At 61.5% G+C, this 20,546-nt stretch carries 22 protein-coding genes; 13 read left to right on the forward strand and 9 right to left on the reverse strand.

What is annotated here, in order from left to right; genetic code table 11:
- Nucleotides 1–23: 23 nt before the first annotated feature.
- The gene (locus F8A90_RS10135; RefSeq protein WP_077375822.1) at nt 24–464 is read right to left on the reverse strand and encodes an arsenate reductase/protein-tyrosine-phosphatase family protein; all 441 of its coding nucleotides are present in this window, start codon (nt 462–464) and stop codon (nt 24–26) included.
- A 345-nt stretch (nt 465–809) separates the two neighbouring features.
- Between F8A90_RS10135 and F8A90_RS10140 the strand changes: the two genes are divergently transcribed.
- Nucleotides 810–2,192 carry an NAD-dependent succinate-semialdehyde dehydrogenase gene (locus tag F8A90_RS10140; protein WP_200016919.1) on the forward strand — a complete coding sequence of 461 codons (1,383 nt, stop codon included), beginning with the start codon at nt 810–812 and terminating at the stop codon, nt 2,190–2,192.
- A gap of 183 nt (nt 2,193–2,375) precedes the next feature.
- On the opposite strand, the gene F8A90_RS10145 is transcribed toward F8A90_RS10140, so the two are convergent.
- On the reverse strand, nt 2,376–3,242 hold the full coding sequence (locus F8A90_RS10145) for a cation diffusion facilitator family transporter (protein ID WP_233593272.1): 867 nt from the start codon (nt 3,240–3,242) through the stop codon (nt 2,376–2,378).
- Nucleotides 3,239–3,436: a hypothetical protein gene (locus tag F8A90_RS17570; protein WP_233593273.1), complete on the reverse strand. Its 198-nt coding sequence runs from the start codon at nt 3,434–3,436 to the stop codon at nt 3,239–3,241. Before F8A90_RS17570 ends, F8A90_RS10145 begins: the two co-directional genes overlap by 4 nt.
- Nucleotides 3,437–3,644: 208 nt before the next feature.
- Here F8A90_RS17570 and F8A90_RS10150 point away from each other — a divergent pair, with 208 nt between their 5' ends.
- From F8A90_RS10150 to F8A90_RS10165, 4 genes are all read left to right on the forward strand, one after another.
- Complete coding sequence (locus tag F8A90_RS10150; RefSeq protein ID WP_200016921.1) at nt 3,645–4,574, forward strand: DMT family transporter; 930 nt, start codon at nt 3,645–3,647, stop codon at nt 4,572–4,574.
- Between the two features lie 95 nt (nt 4,575–4,669).
- Nucleotides 4,670–5,776: an endonuclease/exonuclease/phosphatase family protein gene (locus F8A90_RS10155; protein WP_200016922.1), complete on the forward strand. Its 1,107-nt coding sequence runs from the start codon at nt 4,670–4,672 to the stop codon at nt 5,774–5,776.
- An 87-nt stretch (nt 5,777–5,863) separates the two neighbouring features.
- Complete coding sequence (locus tag F8A90_RS10160) at nt 5,864–6,628, forward strand: YiiX/YebB-like N1pC/P60 family cysteine hydrolase (RefSeq protein WP_200016923.1); 765 nt, start codon at nt 5,864–5,866, stop codon at nt 6,626–6,628.
- Nucleotides 6,629–6,758: 130 nt separating this feature from the next.
- Nucleotides 6,759–7,259 (forward strand): DUF1456 family protein, encoded by a 501-nt coding sequence (locus F8A90_RS10165; protein ID WP_054557257.1) that lies wholly within the window; start codon nt 6,759–6,761, stop codon nt 7,257–7,259.
- Nucleotides 7,260–7,348: 89 nt separating this feature from the next.
- Here F8A90_RS10165 and F8A90_RS10170 read toward each other — a convergent pair whose 3' ends face one another.
- From F8A90_RS10170 to F8A90_RS10190, 5 genes are all read right to left on the reverse strand, one after another.
- The gene (locus F8A90_RS10170; protein WP_442778907.1) at nt 7,349–7,630 is read right to left on the reverse strand and encodes a metalloregulator ArsR/SmtB family transcription factor; all 282 of its coding nucleotides are present in this window, start codon (nt 7,628–7,630) and stop codon (nt 7,349–7,351) included.
- 81 nt (nt 7,631–7,711) lie between these two features.
- Nucleotides 7,712–8,125, reverse strand: coding sequence for an arsenate-mycothiol transferase ArsC (locus tag F8A90_RS10175; RefSeq protein ID WP_200016931.1), 414 nt, complete (start codon nt 8,123–8,125; stop codon nt 7,712–7,714).
- A gap of 263 nt (nt 8,126–8,388) precedes the next feature.
- Entirely contained in the window at nt 8,389–9,405 is a 1,017-nt protein-coding gene (locus F8A90_RS10180) for a substrate-binding domain-containing protein (protein ID WP_200016933.1), read from the reverse strand.
- Between the two features lie 480 nt (nt 9,406–9,885).
- Entirely contained in the window at nt 9,886–10,749 is an 864-nt protein-coding gene (locus F8A90_RS10185; protein ID WP_200016935.1) for a PA4780 family RIO1-like protein kinase, read from the reverse strand.
- 148 nt (nt 10,750–10,897) lie between these two features.
- Nucleotides 10,898–11,983: an NAD(P)-dependent alcohol dehydrogenase gene (locus tag F8A90_RS10190; protein WP_200016937.1), complete on the reverse strand. Its 1,086-nt coding sequence runs from the start codon at nt 11,981–11,983 to the stop codon at nt 10,898–10,900.
- A 330-nt stretch (nt 11,984–12,313) separates the two neighbouring features.
- Between F8A90_RS10190 and F8A90_RS10195 the strand changes: the two genes are divergently transcribed.
- Together F8A90_RS10195 and F8A90_RS10200 are read left to right on the forward strand one after the other, a co-directional pair.
- Nucleotides 12,314–12,502, forward strand: a complete 189-nt coding sequence (locus F8A90_RS10195; RefSeq protein ID WP_084589604.1) for a hypothetical protein — start codon at nt 12,314–12,316, stop codon at nt 12,500–12,502.
- Between the two features lie 205 nt (nt 12,503–12,707).
- Nucleotides 12,708–13,265, forward strand: coding sequence for a LabA-like NYN domain-containing protein (locus tag F8A90_RS10200; RefSeq protein WP_200016939.1), 558 nt, complete (start codon nt 12,708–12,710; stop codon nt 13,263–13,265).
- A 151-nt stretch (nt 13,266–13,416) separates the two neighbouring features.
- Here F8A90_RS10200 and F8A90_RS10205 read toward each other — a convergent pair whose 3' ends face one another.
- The gene (locus F8A90_RS10205) at nt 13,417–14,187 is read right to left on the reverse strand and encodes a UTRA domain-containing protein (protein ID WP_200016941.1); all 771 of its coding nucleotides are present in this window, start codon (nt 14,185–14,187) and stop codon (nt 13,417–13,419) included.
- Nucleotides 14,188–14,827: 640 nt separating this feature from the next.
- On the opposite strand from F8A90_RS10205, the gene F8A90_RS10210 reads away from it, so the two are divergent.
- From F8A90_RS10210 to F8A90_RS10235, 6 genes are all read left to right on the forward strand, one after another.
- Nucleotides 14,828–15,916, forward strand: a complete 1,089-nt coding sequence (locus F8A90_RS10210; protein WP_233593274.1) for an ABC transporter substrate-binding protein — start codon at nt 14,828–14,830, stop codon at nt 15,914–15,916.
- A gap of 92 nt (nt 15,917–16,008) precedes the next feature.
- Entirely contained in the window at nt 16,009–16,842 is an 834-nt protein-coding gene (locus F8A90_RS10215; protein ID WP_200016943.1) for an alkaline phosphatase family protein, read from the forward strand.
- On the forward strand, nt 16,842–17,690 hold the full coding sequence (locus tag F8A90_RS10220; protein WP_200016945.1) for an ABC transporter permease: 849 nt from the start codon (nt 16,842–16,844) through the stop codon (nt 17,688–17,690). Before F8A90_RS10215 ends, F8A90_RS10220 begins: the two co-directional genes overlap by 1 nt.
- Entirely contained in the window at nt 17,674–18,654 is a 981-nt protein-coding gene (locus F8A90_RS10225) for an ABC transporter permease (protein ID WP_233593275.1), read from the forward strand. The genes F8A90_RS10220 and F8A90_RS10225 overlap by 17 nt, the downstream gene beginning before the upstream one ends.
- The gene (locus F8A90_RS10230; RefSeq protein ID WP_200016947.1) at nt 18,654–19,841 is read left to right on the forward strand and encodes an ABC transporter ATP-binding protein; all 1,188 of its coding nucleotides are present in this window, start codon (nt 18,654–18,656) and stop codon (nt 19,839–19,841) included. The genes F8A90_RS10225 and F8A90_RS10230 overlap by 1 nt, the downstream gene beginning before the upstream one ends.
- Entirely contained in the window at nt 19,834–20,508 is a 675-nt protein-coding gene (locus F8A90_RS10235; protein WP_200016949.1) for an HAD family hydrolase, read from the forward strand. The genes F8A90_RS10230 and F8A90_RS10235 overlap by 8 nt, the downstream gene beginning before the upstream one ends.
- Nucleotides 20,509–20,546: the final 38 nt, after the last annotated feature.

The raw sequence follows: 20,546 nt of genomic DNA on the forward strand, positions 1-20,546 counted from the left end.
TTTCGACAAAAGCTGGACCTTGGTTACGACAGTTTCTTGACCCACAGCGCCGCAGCGTCCACGAGTTTCTGGTGCGCGTGCCGGAAGGCCTCTTCACTCTTGCGATAGGGATCCGGAATCTCTTCGCCCTGGCCCCCCGCCAGCCAGCGGCCGAACATCATCGTCTTGCCACTGACTTGCGGGGCCATCTGGTTGATGGCACGACGATGACCATCGCTCATGACCAGAATCAGATCCGCCGCCGTCAACATCTCGACCGATACCTGCCGCGCACGATGCCCATCAACCTCCAGACCGGACTCGAGAGCGAATCTAGCCGCCGTGGGTTCGACAGGATGATCGACCAATGCGCCTACACCCGCCGAGTGCACGGTCTTGCCCGGCAACGCTTGCTTCAGCAGCGCCTCACCGACCGGACTGCGACAGATGTTGCCGGTACACACCACCAGAATATTGTTGAACACGCTGACTTCCTCTTCCTTGTGACGCTTGCACTCATGTCGATGGCCCGGGATTGGAGACGCTTTCCAGCGCCCGGACACCAGAGGTCCATTGTCGCATGCTGGCAGCCCGTGGGGCAGGCTTGTGAAGCTCGATTGACGCAGCCTGTGACGTTTCAAGGGGAACGCGCGTGCTTATATGGCAACACTGAGATGACGTCAGATCGATCCTCCTGACTCTTGAAGGTCAGTGGCGATATCTCCAGATCTTGTCGTGTAGCCAATGATGTGGCTGATCCGAGGTCGATGTCTCAGGGGATATCCATCGCTCGGCCACTCGCTGAACCAGCACCCAGATAGGGAGGCAAGATGAGCAACAAGACACTGACCGCGACCAACCCGGCCAATGACAAGGTTCTCAATGAATACGCCACGCTGAGCAAGGAAGAGGTTCAGCAGAAACTGGAACAGACACGCAATGCCTATCCGCAATATCGCGAGCTTTCGCTCGAAGAACGTGCGAAACGTCTGCACGCCTTGGCAGACCTGATAGATCAGCGTCAGCAGGACATTGCCACCTTGATCGCCCATGAGATGGGCAAGCCGTATCAGCAAGGCATCAGCGAGACACAGATCTCCTCCAGCATCGCGCGTTTCTATGCCGACAACCTCCCCACGCTGATGGAAACCGAGCAGCGCGACGCCGAGGGTGCCGTCAGAGCGAAGATCGTCAAGGACCCTATCGGCGCAGTGCTGGGCGTGATGCCGTGGAACTATCCGCTCTATCAGGTCATTCGCTTCGCGACCCCGGCACTGGCAGGTGGCAATGTCTGCCTGATGAAGCATGCCTCCAATGTTCCGGGCTGTGCCGAGCTCATCACCCAGCTGTTCCACGAGGCCGGTTTCAAAGATGGCGTCTTCACCTGGCTGCCGGTGGGCTCGGAGATGATCGAAGACATCATCAATGATCCTGTCGTGCAGGGCGTTACCCTCACCGGTAGCGAGGAGGCAGGCCGCAAGGTCGCCGAGCAGGCCGGTGCGGCGCTCAAGCCAAGCGTACTGGAACTGGGCGGTATCGATCCGCTTATCGTGCTGGATGATGCCGACATCGAGCGTGCGGTGGATCTCGCCATCGCCGGACGTTTCGACAATACCGGCCAGAGCTGCGCTGCTTCCAAGCGCCTTATCGTCGACAAGTCCATCGCCGAAGACTTCTCCAAGCGCCTGATCGAGAAGGTCAAGGACATGCGCATGGACGACCCGCTCAGCGAAGGGGTCGATATCGGCCCGATGTCACGCAAGGACCTGCGCGATGATCTGCATGATCAGGTCCAACGCGCCATCAAGGCCGGCGCCAAGCTTGAGTGCGGCGGCGAGATTCCGGATCGAGACGGTGCCTGGTATCCGCCGACGGTGCTGACCAACGTCACCCAGGGCAACCCTGCCTTCAATGAAGAGCTGTTCGGCCCGGTCGCTTCCGTCGTGGTCGCGGACAACGAGGCGCATGCCATCGAGCTCGCCAACGACTGCCCGTATGGTCTGGGCAGCACGGTGGTGGCCAAGGACGACGAACGTGGAGAACGCGTCTCTCGTCAACTGGAAGCCGGTATGAGCTTCGTCAACCGCCCGACCACGCCCTTCGCCCAACTGCCCTTCGGCGGTGTCAAAGGCAGTGGCTATGGCCGTGAGCAGAGCGAATATGGCTTCGGTGCCTTCATGAACATCCGCACCGTCTATGTCGCTGAGCACTGATGTGACACATCGTCGATGTCCCTGAGCACTGAGCTTTTGAGGCATTGATGTCGCGAAGTCAGGCAGCCCATGGCTGCAATCAACAACGCCCCGCTTTTCAGCGGGGCGTTTTGCGTCAGGCATTCGCATGCCTTGCCTTGCGATATTCCCCTTCCTCAACCATCGCGCTGAGCGCCCATCACGTCAGCGCGTCACGCAGCCCTGCCGACATGCCTCACCTTCCAGCTGAACCGTGACGTGCGAGATGTCATGGCCGTCGCGCAGATAATGCTGAACCCGCTCCAGCACATCACCGGGCACACTGGTGGCGGCGACGACGACATGCAGGCTGGCAATCGGCGACTGAGGCGTCAGTCCCCAGAGATGCAGGTCATGTACGCTCTCCACTCCCTCAAGCGCCAGAACGCCCGCCTGAATATCGGCGTGATCGAGCTGCTCCGGCGTTCCTTCCAGCAAGGTATGCGCCGAGCGTTTCACCAACGACCAGGCACCGCGCAATATCAGCACCGCCGCGAGCACTGACAACAAGGGGTCAGCCTGATTCCAGCCGGTGGTCATGATGATCAGCGAGGCGACGATGGCCGCCACCGAGCCGAGCAAGTCCCCCATCACGTGCAATACCGCGCCGCGCAAATTGAGGTTGTCCTGATCGCCCTGATGCAGGATACGAAATGCCGCGATATTGACGACCAGCCCAAGCACGGCGATCACCATCATCGGCCCCGCCAGTACTTCGGAGGGCAGCCAGAGCCGCTTGATGGCGGCCACCACGATCGCCGCCCCGATCACCAGCAGGGTCAGGCCATTGACGAACGCGGCCAGCACTTGAAAGCGCGCATAACCGAAGGTCAGCTTGCGGGTCGCCGCCCGATGCCCGAGGCGGAATGCGCCCCAGGCCAATGCCAGTGATACGGTATCGCTGAGCATGTGCCCGGCATCCGCCAGCAGGGCCAGTGAGCCCGCGACCAGCCCGCCGATCACCTCCGCCAGCATGAAGCCGCCTGTCAGATACATCGCCAGCCTGACACGTCGCTCGCTGTCGGCTGTCACCTCAGGCGCATGATCATGGTGGTGCCCGTGTGAATGATCATGTGAGTAGCTGTGCGAATGATCTTGTGAGTGAGCGTGCGAATGATCTTGTGAGTGACCGTGAGAATGGCCATGCGAATGACCGTCTGAAGGGTCGTCGGCATGGGAATGATCGTGCTGCCCGGGTAGCCCATGAGAGGGATCGCGGGCGTCATCTTGCGGTATCGATGCCATTCAACCTCCGGCCATCTTCTGAAGAAAGAAACGTGTCTGCATGATGCGCAGCGTAACATCGAAAGTCGCGCGTCTTTCAAGATACATTGGCGGATTTGCGCGTTCCGAGAAAGACCAGCAGTCGTTGCACCAGCTTGGTAGGATAGTTACTACATGTGTAGCAACGAATAAAGGATTCCAGCCCTCCCCATGAGCCTCTCCTCCGAGACGACCCCCTCCCGCTCGCCCCTCAAGGCCGACCTGCTTCTGCTGCTGGTCACCATCATCGCCGCCGCAGGCTGGATCTTCTCCAAGGAGGCGATGGCTGGCATGCCTCCGCTGCTGTTCATCGGCAGTCGCTTCCTGCTTGCGGGGCTCATTCTGGCCATCTTCGATGCGCGCTCACTGGGCCAGCTATCCACCGCACGCAAGGTGCGTGCCAGCGGCGTCGGTGTCCTGTTCGGGGGTGCCATGGCCTGCTGGTCGCTAGGGGTCGCGCTGTCGGATCAACTGGGCGTGATCGCCTTCATCAACAGCTTCGGCATCCTGCTGGTGCCGGTACTTGCGCGACTGTTGTTCAAGGACAGGCCACCGTTGAGTACCTGGATCGCACTGCCCACCGCCCTGCTTGGTTTCGCCCTGCTCGGCATGGGGCAACCCGGCGCGACTGATGGCTTCACCATCGAGCCCGCTCAGTGGCTCATCTTCGGTGCCGCCTGCCTGTTCGCACTGGTGTTCAACTTCAATTCACGCCTGGTACGCAATATCCCGGCCCTGCCGCTGACGGCCATCCAGCTGATGACCACCGGCGTCACCTGCCTGATACTCTCGGCACTCAGCGAGAGCTGGCCCGCCGGCATCAGTCTCGACATCCTGAGCTGGTTCCTGGCCAGCACCCTGATCGCCAGCACCCTGCGCTTCTTCCTGCAGATCTACGCACAGGGCCTGACCACCCCCAGCCACGCCTCGGTCATCCTGATGCTGGAAGCGGTCTGGGCCGCCCTGATGTCGGCTGCCTGGTTCGGTGAGCGCATGACCCTGATCCAGATGACCGGCTGCGGCCTCATCTTCACCGCCCTGTTGATCAATCGCTGGCAATGGATCTCACGCCTGTGGCGTCAGCGGCGGGTTGCCTCGTGAGAACAGCGTACTGACTTGAGTGTCAGGCATGTCGCCACCATGTCTGACGCTTGAGCGTTCGATTTCCCGCCCCATTCTCTGCCACCGGAGCCACCATGATCCCCACGCTACTCGGCGTACTGACGCTGCTGATGGCAGCCTTCACCCTGCTGCCACTGACGCGTATTCGCCATTGGTCGGTGCGCATCATGGATTTCCCCCGCCTGCAGCTGGCCGCATTGTGGGCAATGTTGCTGATCGCCGATCTCGCAGTGCCCCAGCTTGCCTTCGGGCTCAGGGTGGCTCTGGCCGTGATCGCCGTGGCCGGACTTGTCTATCAGGCACACTGGATCATGCCCTATACCCGCCTCTTCCCCTGCGAGTCAGCGCGCACGAAGCAGCACGACCGGCAGCGTCAGGTCCGCCTGCTCACCGCCAATGTCCTGACCAGCAACCACGACAGTGACAAGCTGCTGGCCATCGTCGAACGCGAACAGCCCGACGTGCTGGTGACGCTGGAATCCGATGACTGGTGGCAGCAGCGGCTCGACGTGCTCGAGGCGGACAGCGAGCAATACGGCTATACCCACACCCTCAAATGCCCGCTGGACAACCTCTATGGCATGCATGTCTATTCACGCCTGCCACTGCATGACGCCAGCATCGACTACCTGGTCGAAGAGGATGTGCCGTCGATGCATGCGCAACTGGAACTGGCCAGCGGTGACCGTGTACGGGTGCACTTCCTGCATCCGGCACCGCCCAGCCCGACCGAGAATGACGAATCCTCCGAGCGTGATGCCGAGCTGATCATCGTGGCGCGCAGCGTTGCCGACAGCCAGCAACCGGTGATCGTGACCGGTGACCTCAACGATGTGGCCTGGTCTCGCACCACGCGCCTGTTCCGCAAGCTGTCCGGCCTGCTGGACCCCCGTGTGGGCCGTGGCATGTTCAATACCTTCCACGCCAACATTCCCTTGCTGCGCTGGCCGCTGGACCACCTCTTCCATAGCGAGCATTTCAGTGTGGTGCGCGTGGCGCGCATGGAAGCCTTCGGCTCCGATCACTTCCCGCTGCTCACCGAACTGGCACTGACACCCGCCCAGGACACCGGCGAGACGCTCGATGCCCCGGAGCCGGACGCCGACGACCAGGCCGAGGCCAGCGAGACCGCCAATGACGAGAATGTCAGCCAGCAGGACGTGCCGAAGCCGGGCCGCTGAGCGCGACATGAATGAAGTGGCAATTGGCTGAATCCCCCAAAAAGTCCCAGACTGGCTTGTGAGACTTGCGCCATACGGGAGGCAGGCATGCGAGGACTCGATTGGCTGGGCGCGCGGCTGGCGCGTCATCTCACGGCGCCGGGCAAGCTGCCAGCACATCGCGCCACCTCATCACCGGAAAAGCTGGCTGCCACCCTGCGGCGCGGCGATGTCCTGCTGGTCGAGGGCTCCTCGCGTATCAGCACCGCCATTCGCTACCTCACCCAATCGACCTGGTCTCATGCCGCACTCTGCGTGCGCACGCCGCTGGACAGCAGAGGTCACCCGGTGAGGGGTGACTGCCTGCTGGAAGCGGATGTCACCGCCGGAGTGCGCCGCGTCCCTCTCAACGTTTATTGGCATCAGCACACGCGCATCTGCCGTCCGGTCGGACTCACGGAAGAGGAGATCAGCGCGTTGATCGGCCATGCCGAGGCGCGGCTGGGCCATCAATATGACCTGCGCAACATCGTCGATCTGGCTCGCTATCTGATTCGCACGCCTCCGGTGCCAAGCCGCTATCGACGCCGCATGCTGGCACTAGGCAGCGGCGACCCGACCCGTGCGATCTGCTCATCGCTGATCGCCGAAGCCTTCCAGGCCGTGCGCTATCCCATTCTGCCAGACAGTGACGTCCTGCCTTCCAGTGACCCGGCGTGTCTGCACTGCTATCAGGAGTTGCTGCATATCCGCCATCACAGCCTGTATGCGCCCTGCGACTTCGATATCTCGCCCTACTTCGACATCATCAAGCCCACCCTGTGCGCCGGATTCGATCCCCATCGCCTGCAGTGGAGCGAACCGCCCGCCTGATCTGGTATGCTGCGCGCCATCCGCGGCCTGGCTGGCCAGCACCTGTGCATCAATTCTCCTGTACATCAGCTCCTGTGCCGACTGAGCCGCCTGCCGCCCTCTGACACTCTTCACGACCGGAACCACGCCCGTGACCAACAACGACATCATCCGTCGCCTGCGCTACGCGCTGAATCTCTCCGACACCGACATGATCAACACCTTCGCTGCCGCGGACCACGAGGTTTCTCGTGCCCAGATCAGCGATTGGCTCAAGCGCGATGATGATGAAGCTCAGCAGCGCATCAAGGACATCGACCTGGCCAGATTCCTCAATGGCTTGATCAACGTGCGTCGCGGCAAGCGCGAAGGCGCCCAGCCGGCGCCTGAGAAGCGTCTAGACAACAACGTGATTCTGCGCAAGCTCAAGATCGCCTTCGAGCTCAAGGATGACGACATGCTCGAGCTGCTGGCACTGGCCGGTTTCGAGCTGATCACCAAGTCCGAGCTGTCTGCCTTCTTCCGCAAGCCCGATCATCGCCACTACCGCGAGTGCAAGGACCAGATCCTGCGCAACCTGCTCAAGGGCATCGAGCTGCGTCATCGTCGCCATGACCCCGAGACCGAGCAGCACGCCGTCGATCCGGTCTGATCAGACCTTGAAGGGCTCTCAACAACAACGCCGCCCCGGAATCCGGGGCGGCGTTGTTGCATGACGGCAGTGGCGGTACCAACAGCGGCTCAGCATTCGCGGTTGGGGCGCCCTTCCATGGTAGCCAGGCGCTCCATCAACGGCGCCATGCGGTGCTGACTCCCTTCCGCCGCCGCGACCAGCGCCGGCAATACCCAGGTCGGCAGATCAGGCATCAGACGGTAATAGACCCATTGCCCTTGGCGGCGATCCAGCAGCAGACCACAATTGCGTAACTGGGCCAGATGGCGTGACACCTTGGGCTGCGACTCCTGCAACACGTAGGTCATCTCACATACGCAAAGCTCGCCTTCTGCATGGATAAGCAACATCAGCACAAGGCGCGTATCGTCGCTGAGGCATTTGAAAAGACGTGTCGGGGTCAGAAGAGACAATGCAGAATTCCACCTGATTCAATGATGTGAGCGTGCCGCCAACCACAGCTGCAAGCGAGTGCGAATTTCGTTCAAGGCGCGCCCATAGGACACCGCAGTATCCTCATTGCGCGGATCTTCGATATCCCAGAACAACAGCTCATCGGTCTGACCCTCCCACTGGCGACACTGCTGCTGCGCCTTTTGACACAGCACGATGACGGCATCGAAGGACTGAGAGAGGTAGCGATCGATCGACTCGCTCGCCAGACCCGAAGTCTCCACCCCGGCGCGCGCCAGAGCGTCCAACGCATGCTGTTGCGGGGCATCAGGCGCGACACCGGCACTGAAGGCGTCAAACTCTTCCCCCGCCATGTTGCGCAGCAATGCCTCCCCCATCAGGGAGCGGGCAGAGTTGGCATTGCACAGAAAAAGCACTCGCTGTTTGGTCATGACTCATCTCCAGAGCTGCAATTTTACCTTACCATAGGGTCGCATATCAGAAGTACCGCGCTTGTATAACAAACTGATGTCAGTCGCCTTTCAGGGCACTGCGCCCTACCTTCAGACCACTTTCTGCCCCCCCCCTGCAACAGACCGTGCAACAGACGCGAACGGGCCGACGCAGTGACCGGCAACTGCCAGGCACACCACGCCAGCCCGCGAAGGTCGCCACTCGCTACGCGCTCGACCGCCGCACCGCGTGGCTCACGACATCAGCCCTGCAAATCCGAAAGCGTCAGGGTCTTCCTGTCGGCGACGGCTTGACGCGCCGCCTTGCGCGCTTCTTCGTGCGCCGGAATCAGGCCGATACCTTTCAGGTAGCCCAGATTGCCGACCATCTTCTCGCTCATGAACAGATCCGCGTAGTCATACATGACCGGGGCTTCTTCCGCGTGCTGATTCTTGATGTAAAAGAACATGGTACGTGCGACCGGGTAGGTCTCTTCCGAGATGGCCTCCGGAGACGGGGCGATGCCGTCGATGGTGGCGCCGCTCAACGAGTCTTCGTTCTCCTCGAGGAAGGAATAGCCGAAGACACCGAATGCCTCGGTATCTTCCGACAGCTTCTGCACGATCAGATTGTCGTTCTCGCCGGCCGGCACGAAGACGCCATCGTTGCGCACCTTGGAGTAGCCTTCGCCACCATAGCCGTCCATCTTTTCAGTGGCGGCTTCCAACACCAGCTCTTCAAAGGAATCGCGTGTCCCGGAGGTGCTGGGCGGCCCATAGATGGTGATCTTGCGGTCAGGCAGGCTGGGATCGATCTGGTTCCAACGGGTATAGGGGTTGGCCACCAGTTTGCCATCGACCGGTACCTGGGCCGCGACCGCCAGCGCGATCTGCTCCAGCGTGAAGGCGGCTGCGTCGTTGGTATTGGACTGCGCAAAGGCGATGCCGTCATAACCGATGAAGGCTTCGGTGATATCGGTCACGCCATTTTCCTGGCAGCGCTCGAATTCGGAGGCCTTCATGCGGCGTGAGGCATTGGTGATATCCGGTGTGTTGCTGCCGACACCTTCACAGAAAAGCTTCATGCCACCACCAGACCCCGTGGCTTCGATGACCGGAGTGGGATGATCCGTGGTGACACCGAACTCTTCCGCCACATAGCTCGAGAAGGGATAGACGGTGCTGGAACCGACGATGCGAACCTGGTCACGCGCCTGGGCACTGGACACGATGGCCGCAGAGGCGATCACGAGAGCGAGCTGTTTGAGAGGGCGATTCATTGCGGTGCTCCGATGCATTGATTTATATGAATAAGCATATGTATGGTCACGGAATCCCTCACGACTCCGCCATCCCGATTGACGCGACTCCTCGCCAATCGCCACATGCCAGAGATGAGAATCACCCTCGGCATGCTGCACACGTATTTTGGCGTCAGGCAACGTCTCAAAATACGCATAGGCACATATAAGCATTTTTTTATTGCAGTCGCGTGACGTCTCCGCTCAGAACTCTGTCGCGGATTGCCTTGCCTCTCTATCTTTATCCCTTCCGCTTCCCTCTCTCCGCTTTACCTCCGGCCGAGACAAGCCCCCAACGGAAATGGCCTGATCTTCCCAGTCAGCTTGCGGGGAGGTCAGGCCATCGAAACGGAAGCATGTGGTCCAACTGACCAGTGGAGAGCCCCGCCTCAGAGCTTCCCGAGCGAGCTCGAGTCTTAACAGGGGCTAGCAGCTCCGGCTCGCCGCTAAAGGTTGCCGCTAGTCATCGTCGCCCTCTTCGGCACTCTTCTGGCGCGCCTTGCGCTCCTGCTCTTCTTCCATGGCCGCCATGATGTTCTCGAGCAGCGCATCCACGTCCGGTGCTTCGCCGTCGTCCTCATAAAGGCCTGTCAGCTCGACATCCGGGTCCATGTCGCCGGCCTCGAACAATGCCCAGATCTCGTCGGCGTAGCGTGTCTGCGCCAGTTCAGGCGCGAACATCGCGTAGTAGGCGGTGATGTTGGCGACATCACGTGCCAACATGCTCTTGGCATTGTTGTTGGCCGCGGCATCGACCGCCTGGGGCAGATCAATGATCACCGGGCCATAGTCATCGACCAGCACGTTGAACTCGGACAGGTCACCATGCACCAGACCGGCATGCAGCATGCGCACGATGTACTGCATCATCAGCGCATGATCTTCCCGCGCCTGCTCAGCGGACATCGAGACATCATTCAGGCGCGGTGCCACGTTGCCGTCATCATCGGTGACCAGCTCCATCAGCAGCACGCCATCGAAGCAGCCGAACGGCTGCGGCACGCGCACACCGGCATCGGCCAGACGATACAGCGCATCGACCTCGGCATTCTGCCAGGCGGCCTCCTGCTGGTTGCGTCCGAAGCCGGAGCCCTTCTCCATCGCCCGTTGACGGCGACTGTTACGCACCTTGCGGCCTTCCTGATACAGCACAGCCTGCTTGAAGCTGCGCTGGGCAGCATCCTTGTAGACCTTGGCGCAGCGAATCTCTTCTCCGCAGCGCACGACGTAAACCGAGGCTTCCTTGCCACTCATCAAGGGGCGGAGCACTTCATCGACCAGACCGTCATCTATGAGCGGCTGGATTCTCTTTGGCGTTTTCATCGCGTTCTTATACGCGTTTTGCGATACATCGGGAATCACCCTGTAGCAATTTTGTGACATACCTTACGACAAAACCCCCGCCAATGCGTCATTGGCGGGGGTTTCAGCCTTCACTGACAGACTGCCTGGTCGGCAGCAGCGCCAGCGCTTATTGGGCGTTCTTGAGGCTCTGCATGTCAATCACGAAACGATACTTGACCTTGCCTTCCTGCATGCGCTTCCAGGCATCATTGATGGTGTCGATATCGATCATCTCGATATCGCAGCCAATGTCGTGCTCGGCGCAGTAGTCGAGCACTTCCTGGGTCTCCGGCATGCCACCGATCAACGAGCCCGCCAGTACACGCCGCTTCATGACCAGGTTGCCGCCCTGCAGTGCGGGGTCCACTTCCTGCACCAGGCCGACGAGGATATGCGTGCCATCATATTTCAGGGTATTGAGGTAGGGGTTGAGATCATGCGGTACCGGCACCGTGTCGAGCAGGAAGTCGAAGGTTTCGGTGGCGGCTGCCATCTGCTCGTCATCACCCGAGACGATCACATGATCGACACCATTCTCGCGCGCCTCCTCGACCTTGCTCTCGCTGCGGGTGAAGAGCGTCACTTCACAGCCCATCGCCTTGGCGAACTTGATGCCCATGTGGCCCAGGCCACCCATGCCGATCACCCCGACCTTGTCGCCGGACTTCACGCCATAGTGACGCAGAGGCGAATAGGTCGTGACACCCGCACACAGCAGCGGCGCGGCCACAGCCGGGTCGAGCTTGTCCGGAATGGAGACCACGAAGCGTTCACTGACGACGATCTTGTCGGAATAGCCGCCCTGAGTGAGACTGCCATCATGACGGTCCGGGCTGCCGTAGGTCATGGTCATGCCGTCGAGGCAGTATTGCTCGAGCCCCTTCTGACAGGCGCTGCATTCACGGCAGGAATCCACCATGCAGCCGACGCCGACCATGTCGCCCACCTTGTACTGACTGACGTCATTGCCCACATGGGTCACCCGACCCACGATCTCGTGCCCCGGGACCAGCGGATACTGAGAAAAGCCCCAGTCATTGCGCCCGACGTGCAGATCCGAGTGACAGACACCGCAGTAGAGAATCTCGATGGCCACGTCATCCGGGCGCGGCTGGCGACGCTCGAAGTTCCAGGGCGCCAGGTCTGCCGTTTCGGATGCCACGGCATAAGCGCGTGTCTGGCCGTCAAAATCACCGTTGGAAGGGCTTGTCATGGAGTCTCTCCTTGCTTGGCTGAGCGTCGGACAGCCTGGTCATCAAAGATGATTCAGCGCCCGTAAAAGGATTTGCATGCCATGCGGCACTCACGATCATGCCCACTGACCTCTTGCCGGCGGCCCGACTTTTCAATGGCTAGGCCACTCTGCATCACTGTGTTGGTCAGATCGCAACAGCGCCCCACCAAGCTTTGCAGGGCTTGCCAGCACAAGGGAACGCGACGCAAAACATCCCGCTTCTGATTCCAAATTGACGCCATCAAGCAGCAAAGTTGCCACTGTGTTATCATGCACCTTCACCCCTCACGTCTTGGAACGGAGTCCCACATGGCGAATACTCGTACTGCTGCAAAGAAAAAAGCACCGGCTGCTGTCGAAACCTCAGCCTCGCTTGAAGCTCAGATGCAGGCCTTCCTGGACCGTGGTGGCAAGGTGGATGTGATTGAATCCGGTGTCAGCGGCCAGGTCATTGGCGTCAAGCCGACCAAGCCGTCAAACCCTGCTGCCAAGAGCTGAGGCTTGCCCATCAAGCCTTGGTGCCCGAACGCACTGCTCGCCTCGCTCAACTGGCATCTGCCATCGAGTCACTGACCGGTGACAGCGACGTTCATCGCTGGACCTCCAGCCGCTGCCCTGCATCATCAGGTAGCGGCCGGCTTCTTTCTAGGGAGAGGAAAACCGCCTCTTGCCTGCCATTGCCCCTCCCGCCACGGCGACGCCCATGTCAGCATCCTCTTCGCGCGACAGCTCTCTCGACTCCCGCCAGAATAGCGCGCATGGCACTCGCGACGCGGATGGGGCACGCACACGCCTGGCCGTCTTCATCGATGTGCAGAACATCTACTACACCACCCGCGATACCTTCGGTCGGCAGTTCGATTATCGTCGCCTGTGGGCAGAACTCGAGCGTCTCGGCTCGATTCAGCATGCTTACGCCTACGCGATCGACCGTGGCGACCCCAAGCAACAGCAATTTCAGCAGCGTCTGCGCGAGATAGGCTTTGAGGTCAAACTCAAGCCCTTCATCCAGCGCGGCGACGGCTCGGCCAAGGGCGACTGGGATGTCGGCATCACCATCGACGTGATGGAAGCCGCCCCCGAGGTCGATGAGATCATCCTCGCCTCCGGCGATGGCGACTTCGCCCTGCTTCTGGACCATGTCGCCACCCGCCACGCCATCACCACACGCGTCTATGGCGTCGAAGACCTCACCGCCCTCGCCCTGATGAAAAGCGCCCATCACTTCCGCGAAGTCGATGAAAGCCTGCTGATGCGCTGAAACCGATCAGTCACGACTCACCCTCGCTCGAAGCTTACCCATTGCACAAAAGACGCCCGCACGCCCTCCACTGACAGGAGGATGTGCGGGCGTTTTCGTCTGGGCCGCCAGCGACTTGTGAGTCATTCAGGCTTTACCGCGAACTTGCCAACTAGCTTTGTGGTGCGGCACTCAGCGTCAATTCGATGGCATCGTGGCGCCAGTGTTCATCATCGCAGTCCACCGCGCGGCCATTCTGATCGAAGTTGATGCGAGTGATGCGCTGCGCGGGGCTGCCTTGTGCGGCGTTCAGCGCGGCGGCGGCCTCAGCGTCGAACACCGTGGAGGCCAGTTCGAAGCTGACGCGACTGACGCGAATGGCGTATTCGTGCCGGTAGAGGTCGGTCAGGGAGTGGGCAGCGAGGTCGAAATCGAGGATACCCGGGAAGCAGTCACGTCGCAGGTGATGGCAGACATGCAGCACGCGCCGCCCATCGATACGTCGCACGCGAGTGATGCGATAGACCACTGAGCCCTCCGCAATCCCCAGTCGCCGCGCGATCACCGCGTTGGCAGCGACTTCTCCTGCCGCCAGTACCTCGGTGCTTGCCATCCGCTGCTGTGACTCGACCATGTCACGAAATGGCAGGCACGCCAGCAAGTCATAGCGCAGTCGTGGCGGCGAGACGAACCAGCCCCGCCGATTCTCGCGATAGATACGCCCCTCCGCCTCCAGCTGCAGCAAGGTGTCGCGCAGGGTGACCCGCGTCGTGGCAAAGCGTTCGATCATCTCGCGCTCGGAAGGCAGGCGCTGTGAAGCGCGTAGCGGCGCTGCCTCAAGATGGTTCAGCAACTTGCCCTTGAGCCCTGCCACGGGGACATCCGAGTCAGGATTTGCCGCTGAAGCGGCGTCACTCTGGGGCTCAAGCGAAGATGAAGGCATGCGAAGTTCCTGAAAGATAACGAAAGACAGCAATTTCTGGCGAGTCACTTGCATGACATCCAGGGCGTCCAGGATGGAGAGGGTCAGAGCAAAGCGATTTCTGTGGTCTAGTTCAGAAGGCCCGCAAAGCTCAGTGTCACTTTTCGAGTCATGCATGCCGAGACACGCATGAGGAGAATAGTGGCATCGGCATGACAACTCGATGACAGCGCAGCTCTGGCTGGCACGCCAGGTCAGCCATCACGCGCTGACTTGTACCTTGCACGCCTATAGCTGTGGAAGATAGTGAGGACTGGAGCCTGCGACAAGGCACGAAGAAGGCACGGGGAAGGTATGAAAGAGGCAGAGGCAGAGCTGCCACCCCATGCCATGACAACGACATGTTGACGACACGCAACTGTCACAGGCGAGCGCTAGAGTCGATCGTGCCTTTCGAGCTGAACTAGACCACACAGTCTCGGCTGTCTCGGCATTAGCTTGAGCACTTGGCAGAGCACTGGTCTGATCAATGATCCGAGAACCGGCCTGAGCAATGACCTGAGCACCCGGATGTGCTCTCAGCGCGTCGATGGGGTGTCTGATACCCGTCACGCCATACCTTCAGCGCAGCGATTGTTCATCATCTACTGGGGAAATCTCCTTGAAGTCGATTGCCACTACCTCATCCCGCTCCACCGGCCTGCTGGTGTCCACCTGCATGGCCGCCCTGTTGGGCAGTGCCTCCGTCAGTGCCGCCGACATCCCGGCAGACCTTCTCGCGGCCGCTCAGTCCGAAGGCCGTGTCGATAGCGTCGGCATGCCGGACAGCTGGGCCAACTGGAAGGACACCTGGGCAGACCTCGAGTCGAAGTATTCCATCGCGCATAGCGATACCGACATGAGCTCCGCTGAAGAAGTCGCCAAGTTCAAGGCCGAGGGGGAGAATGCCACCGCCGATATCGGTGACGTCGGCTTCGCCTTCGGCCCGATCGCGGTGCAGCAAGGCGTGACCCAGGCCTACAAGACAACGACCTGGGAGCAGATCCCGGAGTGGGCCAAGGACAAGGATGGCCACTGGGTACTGGGCTACACCGGCACCATTTCCTTCATGATCAACAAGACGCTGGTCAGTGAAGATGAGCGCCCGACCTCCTTCGCCGACCTCGCCAAGGGTGACTACAAGGTGTCCGTCGGCGCCGTGGGCAAGGCCTCCCAGGCCAACAACGCCATTCTGGCCGCTGCCTTCGCCAATGGCGGCAAGGAATCCGACCTGACACCGGGCCTGGAAGTCTTCGCGGAACTGGCGCGCCAGGGCCGTCTGTCACTGGCAGAGCCGAGCATCGCCAACCTGGAGAAAGGCGAAGTCGAAGTCGCCCTGCTGTGGGACTTCAATGCCCTGAACTATCGCGATCAGATCAACCGCGACACCTTCGAGGTCGTCATCCCGTCTGATGCCTCCGTCACCTCCGGCTATGCCACCATCATCAACAAGCATGCCGCGCACCCGAATGCCGCCAAGCTGGCCCGTGAGTACATCCTTTCCGATGCCGGTCAGCTGAATCTGGCCAAGGGCTATGCCCGTCCCATCCGCGCCGAGCACCTCACCCTGCCCGAGGATATCGCCGCCAAGCTGCTGCCCAACGAACAGTACGCCAATGCACGTCCGGTCCAGGACTTCGCGGGCTGGGAAGCCAGTGCCAAGCAGCTGCCGCGTCAGTGGCAGTCCCAGGTACTGATCCACCAGCAGTGATCCCCGGCTTCTGCTTCACGTGAGCAGAGCGCGCACCATCCTGTCAGACGGCATCGCCTTTGCGGTGCCGTCTTGAGCTTCACGGAGTCACCATGTCTCAGCGTGTCATTCTTGTCGTGCTCGACGGCCTCAACCACGCCGTGGGTCACCATGCCATGGGCTATCTGAGCGCCCTGATCGAGGCCGGCCGTGGCCAGTACCAATCACTGGACTGCGAGCTGCCGGCCATGTCGCGCCCGCTCTATGAATGCCTGCTGACCGGCGACCTGCCTGTCGACTCAGGTATCGTCAACAACGGTATCGTGCGTCGCTCACGCGGCACCAGCCTGTTCGACCTTGCCAGCCAGCAGGGCAAGCGCACGGCTGCCGCCGCCTATCACTGGGTCAGCGAACTCTATGTCGCGGCCCCCTTCGTGCCGGCCCGCCATCGCTGGCTCGACAACCCGGAATCCGCCATCCAGGCGGGCATCTTCTACTGGCAGGACCATTATCCGGATGACCATCTGTTCAGTGACGCCGAAATGCTGCGCCTGCGTCACGACCCGGATTTCCTGCTAGTGCATAGCATGAACATCGACGATGCCGGCCATCGTCATGGCGGCGACACGCCGCAGTACCGCAACGCCGCGCGGCATGCCGACGTCGCCCTGGCCGACTACCTACCGGCATGGCTGGAAGCCGGCTATCAAGTGATGATCACCGCTGATCACGGCATGAATGCCGACCGATCACACTCCGGCCTGCTGGAAGAGGAGCGGCACGTGCCGCTGTGGACCTTCGGCAACGCCTTCGCCAACGACGCCGCGACGGATCTCAGGCAACGTGAGCTCTGCGGCACCCTGGCCACACTGCTGGGGCTTGAGCACAGCAAGGCGAGCAATCCGTCGCTGCTGGCGAGCCATGCTGCCACGCGAGGCCTAAAGTGATGTCTGCCGCCTTCAAGCGCCGCCTGACCAGCCCCGTCATGTGGCTGCTGCCGTTTGCGCTGATCTTCGGCGCCTTCCAGATCGCGCCGCTGGTGTGGGTGATGGTCAGCGCCTTCAAGACCCCAACGGGCTGGGGACTGGCCAATTTCCACGAGATCGCCTCCTCGGCCTTCTTCCGACAGGCCATCTGGCGCAGCCTCGAGATCTCCTTCATGTCGAGCGTGCTGGGGCTGGCGATCGCCGCCGTGACCTGTCACAGCATGCACCGCTGTGGTCCGCGCCTGACGCGCATGATGATCGCCTTCACCAACATGACCAGCAACTTCGCCGGTGTCCCGCTGGCCTTCGCCTTCATCATCCTGATGGGTGCCAACGGCATGCTGACCCTGATGCTGGAGCACTTCGGTCTGCTCGAGGACTTCAATCTCTACTCGCGCACCGGCCTGATCGTCATCTACACCTGGTTCCAGATTCCGTTGGGCATCCTGTTGCTGTATCCCGCTTTCAGCACCCTGAAGACGGAGTGGCGTGAAGCCGCCAGCCTGCTGGGCGCCAATCGCCTCGCCTACTGGCAGCACATCGGCCTGCCGGTGCTGTGGCCGTCACTGGCGGGCACGCTCACCGTACTCTTCGCCAATGCCATGGGGGCCTACGCCACCGTCTATGCGCTGGTGAACACCAGCTACAACCTGATGACCATCCGCATCGCCAATCTGGTCTCCGGGGACCTGTTCCTGCAGCCGGAACTGGCCAGCGCGCTGGCTCTGGTGCTGGTCGTCATTCTCGTAATCGTCACGCTGATTCAGCAATGGCTGATGCGCAGGAGCTACCATGTCACTTCCCGCTGAACTACCCTATCGCCACGGCAAGCCCCTGCTGCCCAGCCTGATGGCGCGCCTGCGCCGCGTGAACATCTACACCTTCATCGTCACCAGTGTCTTCGCGCTGCTGGCACTGCCGCTGATCGCGACGCTGTTCTACGCCCTGGCGACACGCTGGGGCGCCAGCCTGACCCCCGACGCCCTGACCGTGAAATGGTTTCTGGAACTCTGGACCACGCCGCGTTTTCTGGCAGCATTCGGACGCTCGCTGCTGGTCGCCGTCGGCGCACTGGCACTGTCGCTGCTGCTGATCGTGCCGGTGGTGTTTCTCGCCCACACACGCTATCCGCGCCTGGATAGCGTGATGAATGGACTGATCCTGCTGCCCTTCGCCGTGCCGCCCATCGTGTCATCCGTTGGCCTGCTGCAGCTCTACGCAGGCGGCCCGCTGGCCATCGTCGGCACGCCGTGGATCCTGATCCCCACCTATTTCACCATCGTGCTGCCCTTCATGTACCGCGCCCTGGCCAACAGCCTGCGCGCACTGGATGTAGCGTCCCTGATGGAGGCCGCTCAACTGCTGGGGGCAAGCCCGCTCAAGGCGTTCTTTCTGGTCGTGCTGCCCAATATCCGCGTCGGCATACAGATTGCCGTCTTCCTGGCCTTCTCGTTCCTGGCCGGCGAATTCGTGTTCGCCAACATGCTGGTAGGCACACGCTTCGAGACCCTGCAGGTCTATCTGAACAATATCCGCGGCGCCAGCGGCCACTTCACCAGCGCCCTGGTCATCACCCTGTTCGTGTTCACCCTGATCCTGACCTGGCTCGGCAACCGTCAGCCCGCCGAGCAGGAGATGCCCGCGGATGACCCCGACGAGGCACTGACCACCACCATGACCGACGGCTTGCCCGTCCCGCTTCCGAGCGCCGAACCCGAGCCGCGCCACACCATTCACCAGTCGTCAGACTCCGCACCCCGAGGGGACCGCTGATGCTTGCCATCGACACCGCCACCACATTCGATAGCCAGAGCGCCGGTGGCCTTCTGACCAGCGCCCTGCGCGAACGCGCCGCCGACCAGCACTACCTCAAGCTCAATGGCCTGGCCAAGAGCTTCGGCAAGACCCAGGTGTTCGCCGAGATAGAGGCCGAGATCGCGCGTGGAGAATTCATCACCCTGCTCGGCCCCTCCGGCTGCGGCAAGTCGACCCTGCTGCGCGCCATCGCCGGCCTCAATGATGTCGATGCCGGCCAGATCATCGTCGATGGTCACGACATCACGCAGCTGCCGCCGCAGCGACGTGGCATCGGCATGGTCTTCCAGCACTATGCGCTGTTCCCCAACATGCGCGTGGCGGACAATGTGGCCTTCGGGCTGCGCATGAAGAAGGTGCGCCCGGAAGAGCGCGAACGGCGTGTCAGCGAGGTGCTCAGATTGGTGGAGCTGACCGATCAGGCGCAGCGCTTCCCGCACCAATTGTCGGGTGGCCAGCGTCAGCGTGTGGCACTGGCGCGTGCGCTGGTAGTCGAGCCGCAGATCCTGCTGCTGGATGAGCCGCTGTCGGCACTCGATGCGCGTATCCGACGCCATCTGCGCGATCAGATCCGGGACATCCAGAAGAGCCTCGGCCTCACCACCCTGTTCGTGACCCACGATCAGGAAGAGGCGCTGCTGCTGTCGGACCGCATCTTCCTGATGCATCAGGGGCGCATCCTGCAACAGGGCAATGCCGAGTCGCTGTATACCCGCCCGGTGGATGCCACCGCGGCAGGCTTCATGGGGCATTACAATCTGATCGGTCGCGAGCTGGCGCGTCCGCTGCTTGGCTACGAAAGCGACAGCCCGCGCGTGGCACTGCGTCCGGAAGCGCTGTATCTGCAACCGGACACCAGCTCCCAGGGGCAGCAGGATGAATGCGCCAACTTCCCGGTCCACCCCTTGCCGGACAATGCCGGCCCCGGCTGCCCGGGCGTGATTCGCCGCCACCAGCTGCTCGGCAATATCGTGCGTTACGAGGTGGACTGTCAGGGACTTCGCCTGAATGTCGATGTCCTCAATCGCAGTGCTCGGCAGCTACTGCCGTGCCATCTGCGCGTGATGCTGCATGCCGATCTGGATGAGGTTCAGGCGCTGGGCGGGAACGAGACCGTCGCCACGTCGCGGGTGTCCCATGGATAACATCACGGGGCTTGCCATCTTCGATCTCGATGACACCTTGCTCGAAGGCGATGCCACGGGACTCTGGACCGACTGGTTGATCGCGCAGGGCTGGATCGCCAATGGCGAGGAATATCGCGCAATCTGGGCACAACAGATGCTGGACTACGCGGCCGGTCAGCTGGACATGGAGACGCACCTGACCCACCTGCTGGCCCCGCTGGCAGGGCGCGCCGTCAGTGAGGTCGATGCCGAGGTGGCACGCTTTCTCGATGCCGAACTGATGCCGCGCCTGTATCGTGAGGGCCTGGAGCGAATTCACTGGCACCGCGCGCAGCACCATCAGGTCGTGATCATCTCGGCCTCGACGGCGCATCTGGTCGCACCACTCGCCGAGCGCCTGGCGCTGGACACGGCCCTGGCCACGGCCCTCGAGACCGAGCAAGGCTGCTACAACGGGCGAGCCCGTGGCATTCGCACCTTCCGTGAGGGCAAGCTCGCGGCACTCAAGGCATGGCAGCAGCAACACGCAAGCCACAGCACCGGAGTGCCCAGCTGGGGCTATTCGGATTCACGCAATGATCTGGCCTTGCTGGAATTCGTCGATCACCCCTTCGCCGTCCACCCGGATCCGACCCTCGCCAGCCTGGCGCAACAGCGCGCCTGGCAGACACTACGCTGGCAATGAAGGCAACCGGGTTGGCAATGAAGGAAACCGAGCTGGCG

The sequence above is a fragment of the Cobetia sp. cqz5-12 genome, from assembly GCF_016495405.1.
Lineage (GTDB): Bacteria > Pseudomonadota > Gammaproteobacteria > Pseudomonadales > Halomonadaceae > Cobetia.